At 63.3% G+C, this 6,468-nt stretch carries 6 protein-coding genes; 2 read left to right on the plus strand and 4 right to left on the minus strand.

What is annotated here, in order from left to right:
* The coding region (locus EOA38_RS24345; RefSeq protein WP_145966050.1) for a helix-turn-helix transcriptional regulator at positions 1-585 on the minus strand (585 nt) is incomplete at its 3' end.
* Positions 586-813: 228 nt separating this feature from the next.
* Between EOA38_RS24345 and EOA38_RS24350 the strand changes: the two genes are divergently transcribed.
* Positions 814-1,824, plus strand: coding sequence for a fatty acid desaturase (locus tag EOA38_RS24350; RefSeq protein ID WP_126093306.1), 1,011 nt, complete (start codon positions 814-816; stop codon positions 1,822-1,824).
* A gap of 77 nt (positions 1,825-1,901) precedes the next feature.
* Positions 1,902-2,702, plus strand: a complete 801-nt coding sequence (locus EOA38_RS24355) for a PhnD/SsuA/transferrin family substrate-binding protein (protein WP_126093307.1) — start codon at positions 1,902-1,904, stop codon at positions 2,700-2,702.
* 110 nt (positions 2,703-2,812) lie between these two features.
* On the opposite strand, the gene EOA38_RS24360 is transcribed toward EOA38_RS24355, so the two are convergent.
* The 3 genes from EOA38_RS24360 to EOA38_RS24370 form a co-directional block, all read right to left on the minus strand.
* Positions 2,813-4,159: a Xaa-Pro peptidase family protein gene (locus tag EOA38_RS24360; RefSeq protein ID WP_127300427.1), complete on the minus strand. Its 1,347-nt coding sequence runs from the start codon at positions 4,157-4,159 to the stop codon at positions 2,813-2,815.
* 14 nt (positions 4,160-4,173) lie between these two features.
* Positions 4,174-5,685: a glycosyltransferase family 39 protein gene (locus EOA38_RS24365; RefSeq protein ID WP_126093309.1), complete on the minus strand. Its 1,512-nt coding sequence runs from the start codon at positions 5,683-5,685 to the stop codon at positions 4,174-4,176.
* An 81-nt stretch (positions 5,686-5,766) separates the two neighbouring features.
* The coding region (locus EOA38_RS24370) for a glycine cleavage T C-terminal barrel domain-containing protein (protein ID WP_145966051.1) at positions 5,767-6,468 on the minus strand (702 nt) is incomplete at its 5' end.

The raw sequence follows: 6,468 nt of genomic DNA on the forward strand, positions 1-6,468 counted from the left end.
GTGCAGCAATTGCCTGCGGCGCTCGGTTTCCGGGAAACGGTCCCAGACACCCAGGCCGCGCGCGAATATCTCCAGCGTATGGCGCGGCATGCAGACTTCCATGTCGGTTTCGGGCCGCCTGGTGTAGTCGATGCGGTATTGCGTTTCGCCGGCCTGCGCCTCGCGGCTCTTGTTGGTGATGCCGGCCTCGTATTCGACCAGCGCCTCGGTGCGCAGCAGGTCGGGAATGCCGGCCGGCACATAGCGGATCTTCGTCCCGGCCGCCTCGGCGTGCCATTTGGCGAGCAGCGTGCGGTCGAAGCCGTCGGGCGCCTCCTCGATCTCCAGGCTCTCGCGGATCTCGCCGGTGACGCCTTCATCCTGGCTGAGCCCCAACAGCCAGTCGAGCGACACCTTGAATTCTGCGGCGATGTTGAGAAGCGTCTCGGCACGGGGCAGGCGGGTCGAGGCCCCGGATAGCAGTTGCGAGAGCGCCGAACGGTCGATGCCGACGGCGGTCGCGAAGGCCGACTGGTTCAGATCCGAGCGTGTCAAGAGCAATTTCAGACGTTCCCGAAAGATCGTCGACAGATCCCGCTTGTCCATCATGCTGCTCCTGTACCAGGGAGGAAAAATTTGCGCCGTGGCCGATCTGATCGCGGCTCAGGCGTAAATGAATCCCCAATTCTGTTTACAATGTATAACATATGCAGCCAAAAATGCGCATTCGCAACAGTTTGTGCGCTTTGTCGCGTTGATGCAACCGCGGGCTCCTGACACAATGTTGTCAGGAATCAAACTGGTTCCGGCGACTGGAGGGCAGTGGTCGATAGCATGACTGGCATGAACAAGAGACGCAGCAGCACACCGGCCGTGGAATGGCCGACCGTATTCCTCACACTCTTCTGCTATGGCGCCTGGCTCGCCACCGGCTTCCTGCTCTGGCCGACCCATCCGCTGGTTGCCCTCGTCGCCCTGGGCTTCATATTGGCCCTGCAATCCTCGCTCATGCACGAAGTTTCGCATGGTCACCCGACCCGCAACGCCAGGATCAACGAAGCCTTCATCTTTCTTCCGATCGGCTTTGTCTGGCCGTTCCGCCGCTTCAAAACGATCCATCTTCGCCATCATGCCGACGAGCGGCTGACCGATCCGCTGGACGATCCGGAAAGCTACTACAAGGCGCTTTGGATGCATGAGGAACTGCCGCCGGCGATGAAGTTCCTGCTCAAGCTCAACAACACCATGATCGGCCGCTTCATTCTCGGCCCGTGGCTGTCGTCGATCGGCTTCTTCATCGATGACGCCAGGCAAATGGCCGCCGGCGACAAGGTGATCCGCAGGGCCTGGCTGCTGCATGCCATCGGCGTTGCCGTCGTGGTGCCGATCGTGACGTTCGGCTTCGGCATCCCGCTCTGGCTCTACATTCTGGTGCCGGTTTGGCTTGGCCAGTCGCTGATCTCCGTCCGCACCTATGCCGAGCATCAGTGGTCGGAGCACCCGGAGGGCCGCACGATCATCGTCGAGCGGTCGCCGCTGTCGTTCCTGTTCCTTAACAACAACCTGCATCTGGTGCACCACAAGAGCCCGACGGTCGCCTGGTACAGACTGCCGAAGATGTTTCGCGATCGCCGCGAGGAATGGCTGCGGATGAACAACGGCTATGTCTATCCGAATTATTTCGCGTTGCTCAAATCCTTTGCCTTCAAGGCCAAGGAGCCGGTGGTGCATCCGGTGCTGCGCCGCGCGCCGGAACCCGGCCGCGCCTTCAAGCCGCGCATCAGGGCGCGCAATGTGAGCGGCCTTGGAACGGCTCCGGTGCCGGCGGAGCCGCCCAAGGAGTGATCGCGAGTTTCCGCGACCGCTTTTCCGCCGCGGGCCGCAGGCGCCGATGGGCCGCCTGTTTTTGAAAGCTTTTCGTCATGAGTAAGTTGGTTGCGGCCTTGCCGATGTATGACTGGCCCGAGGTGCGTGGCGAAATCGACGCGCAATGGATGCGGCTCCGCGATGCCTTCCGGCAGAGGGGCATCGATGCGCCGGAGATAATGGCGCGCAGCAACCGCGACCTGCCGCCGGTGCCGGGCGGCATCCGCGACGGCGCCGGAAAGCTGATTGCACCCGACCCGGCGACATTGCCCCCGGACGAGTTCGATTTTCACCAGCTTTGGCTGAGCCCGGCGCTGCTTTTCGGGCAGACCTGCTGGGGGCCGATGGAACTCGGCCTGGCCGAGCACGTGCAAGTGATTGCCCAGCCTAACTATGATGCTTTCGAGGGCGGGCAGGGCGAGCTCTATTCCAGCGCGCTGGTGATGCTTGGCGAAGGCGGGCCGTCGGTTGCCTCGCCCGAGGATGGCAAGGCCGTCATTCCCATCGATCTCATGCGCGGCAAGCGCTTCATTTTCAACAACCCGGATTCGATGTCCGGGCTGCTGGGGCTGACGCATGACCTGGAGGCGATCGGCGAAAGTCTCGACATCTTCGCATCGCGCAGTGAAAGCGGCGGCCACCGGTCGTCGATCGTCGCCGTAGCCGAGGGCCGGGCCGATATCGCCGCCATCGATTGCCAGAGCTGGGCATTGGCGCAGCGTTTCGAACCGGCGGCGCGGCGTGTGAAGGTCGTCGGCTGGACGACAAGGCGGAAGGGCTTGCCTTTCATCACCGCAAGCACAACGCCGGCGGATGTCATTGCGTCCATGCGCGAGGCTGTCGCCTCGGTCGGCTAAAGCGCGTCGCGATCTTTCAGATTTGCTCTGTGCGCTTTACGTTTCCGATTTTACGCATGTCTTTGTCCCGAAACCGGTTGCCACTTTCAGGAGACATGCTTTAATACGGCTCAACTGCCGAGCAGTCGCTCGTCCAGCGGATAGGCCGAAAGCTTTTCATTGCCGGTTTCGGTGATCAGGATCTGATCCTCGATCTTGACGCCTTCGTGCCCGCCCAGCCGGCCGATATAGCTTTCCACACACAGCACCATGCCCGGCTCAAGCACGCCGTCGGGCGTGTCGTCAGTCCAATCGCTGGCATGCGGCAAGGTCGGGTATTCGTCAGCCAGTCCGACGCCGTGATAGAGCACGCCGTAGCGCGTCGGGAAACAGTCTCCGGGCGGGACCGCCGAACGCTCGACGAGATCGCGGAAGGAGATGCCCGGCCGCATCAGGTCGGTGTTATGGGCGATCTGGTCGGCGGAAATGCGGAACAGGTCGCGCTGCTCGTTCGACGGCCTGCCGTTGCCGCAGAGCCAGGTGCGCGAGAGGTCGGCGCAGAAGCCGTAAGGGCCGATGAGGTCGGTGTCGAAGGCGACGAGGTCGCCGTCCTCGACGATGCGCGACGAGCATTCCTGGAACCAGGGATTGGTGCGCGGGCCGGACGACAGAAGCCGCGTCTCGATCCATTCGCCGCCGCGCGCGATGTTGCCGCGATGCAGTTCCGCCCACAGCTCGTTCTCGGAAATGCCCGGCTTCAGCGCCGCTTGCATCTCGCCCATCGCCGCCTCGCAGGCGACGATGGCGCGGCGCATGGCAAGGATCTCGTCAGGCGACTTTATCAGGCGCGCATTCTCCATCACCGCCTCGCCATTGCCGACCGTGATGCCCCGGCGGGCAAGCTCCTCGACACCTTCCGCATTGATGTGGTCGATGGCGATGCGCCGGTTGCCGCCACCGTGCTCGGCAACGAGCTCGGCGATGCCGGCGGCCCAGCGGCGGACCTTCCGATCGGTCAACTCGCCGCTATAGAGATACATCCACGACACTGCCGGCCGCACCTCGTCGACGACGCCGGCATGGTCGGACAGGTGCTCGCAGGAGAAATAGTCGAACAGCACCACCGGGCCTTCGGTGGCGACGAAACAGTGGCGGGTCGGGTTGTGCGCGACCCAGGGCTGCATGTTGGTCGAATCGGTCGCGTAGCGGATGTTGACCGGGTCGTAGAGGAGTGCGCCGGCATGGCCGCGGCGCTTGAGCTCGGTGCGGATACGCTCGAGCCGGTATTGCCGCATGGCCGGCAAGTCGGGAGCGGCGATGCCTGCCGCCGCCCATTCGGCTTCGGCTATCGCGCCGTAGCCCAGCACGTGCTGGTTCAGCGCGGCAGCCTTGTCGCGGGAAGCTTCGCGCAGCGCTTCGACCGAGCCCGGTTCGAACGGCATGATCTTGCGGTGGCGGCCGAAGCGTAGTTTGTCCATGCGGTTCCCCGACGCTATTGCGTCGTCATCTTGTGCAATCTCGTTATGGTCACCTGGCGTGGCAAGCCTCCGGAGAGCTGCGGCACCACGATACGCCGATGGAGGGTGTCCATCACATAGCCGGCCTTGGTGATCCTGTCGAAAATGACCGAAGCAGGCTCTTCGTCGTCCGCTAGGACAAGCATAGCAGGCTCGCGGATCGACTTGGCGAAATCGGGGATCTCGTCGTCGAGCACGACGAGATCGGGATCGACCAGGCGGAGATTGCCGATCCAGAACCAGCTCGAGACCACTGTGCCGACCGGCCCGTCGGCCGTCAGCTGACGATGGAGCGAAGCATAGTCCATCCGTACGATGCTGCCGCGGTTGTCGCCACCATGGACGTGCATGTACCAGCTTACCGGCATCACCAGGATGGCGATCACGGCGCCGACGAAGACGATCGTGGCTTGCGTCTTTCTGCCTCTTTCCCCCATGGCGTCGAGGCGCATGGCCAGGGCAGCCGGCAGAAGCACGAACACGGGAAGCATCCAGCGATCGCGAAACTGGGTGATCCCTCCTGCGAGCACCACCACGAGCGTGATCAACAAGGCGAAGGCAATCGCTCGCCAGACCAGCTTTTCCGGCCACGATGCCGTCTCGGGCGATGGTGCGGATTTCTTGCGCGCCAGGAAGAACGCGACGGCAAAGACCGAGATCGGCAGCCCGGCGAAGTTCAAAATAGCCTTACCCAAGCCAAGGATGCCGCGAGACAACGTCTTTGCCGCGCTGCCGCCCTCGCCGATGCCAAAACCCTCGCCGTGCGCCAGCAGGTCTCCCAGATGCGTGAGGCTCCAATAAAATGTCGGCAGGCAGGCAAGGATGGCCACAACCACGCTGATCAGGAAACGACGGTCGAAGATCGCCTCACGCGTCTCGCGAAGCGACAGCGCCGCAAGGAACAGCGCGGCTAGAAAGATCACCATATTGTATTTCGACAGCATTGCCGCAGCAGCCGCCAGGCCGAGCAGCACATAGGCGGCTGTCGACCGCCGCTTCTGCAGCTCGACCACCGCCAGGAGCAGCAGCGACGAAAAGCAAAAAATCGCGGCGGAGTGGGTGAGGGCATGCTGCATCTCCCACACGATCTGCGGAAAAAGCAGCAGGCCGAACATGGCGGCGGCGGCGGCGCGGTTCGAGTAGCCGACGCGGCGCACCGCGGCGAAGCAGGCGGCCAATCCGCCGGCCAGCAGGGCGTATTTGACGATCTTGAGCGCGAGGATGTTGGTTCCGACCAAAGACGCGGTGAGAATGCCGAGCCAAGTGTATAAGGGTGGCTGCGAGCTGCCATAGCCGGCCGTGAGGAACTGCATCGCCATCAACTGTTCGGCGTCGTCGACGCCGACGCCGGTGCCCACGAAGTGGGACAAGAGCGTCATCGCCGCGATCTGGACAAGGCAGTATATGAGCGCAAAGGCGATCGCGGCGCTGAAAGGGCCGGCTCGTTCATCGCAGAGCCAGTCGGTCCATTTCTCTAGCTGCCGCAAAGGGGTCGTCTTCTCATCTGATGCGCCGGTGGCCGGTTGTTATAGCCGGCCACCAACGCGATCCGAAAGCGGGAATGGCCCTTATGTGCGCATCTTTTCGCCGCTCGGGTCGAAGGGCGGCTCGACATTGATGCGGGCCGGGCGGCGGTGCCCGAGGATCTCGATTTCGAACAGGCCGGCGCTTTCGTCTTCCGCGAGGGCCGCCGGAACATAGCCCTGCGCCATCGACTTCTGCACATAATGCGCATAGCCGCCCGACGTCACCCAGCCGACGACGCGCCACTCGCCATCTACGATGCCGCGCACGGCCGAAGCGCCCTCGGCGGCCTTGGAGCCGCGCACTTCCTTGCCTGTCGTGTCGAAGCGCGGCGCGCCATAGCCATGCGGCTTTTCCACCGTGCCGTAGTCCTTGCCGACCTTGGCCCAGATCGGCTCGTCGCCCATCACGTCGGCATCCGCAGCATCGACGATGAAGGAGACGCGGCGCAGCTTCGGCCCTTGCGCCTGCTCCTTGGCTGAAGCCTCGCGGCCGATGAAGTCGTTCTTCTCCAGCTTGATGAAGCGGTCCATCGAGCCTTCGAAGGGACCGTAGACCGGGCGCAGTTCGCGGAACCAGGTCGGAAAGTTCTTCTCCAGGCGCATCGACAGCAGCGCGCGCATGCCGAAATCGACGAGGCCGAATTCCTCGCCGGCTTCCTTGATCGCGTGATAGACGAGGCGCTGATAGGCCGGCGCCATCCAGATCTCGTAGCCGAGGTCGCCGGTATAGGTGATGCGGTTGAC

The sequence above is a fragment of the Mesorhizobium sp. M1E.F.Ca.ET.041.01.1.1 genome (genome assembly GCF_003997355.1).
Classification (GTDB): Bacteria; Pseudomonadota; Alphaproteobacteria; order Rhizobiales; family Rhizobiaceae; genus Mesorhizobium.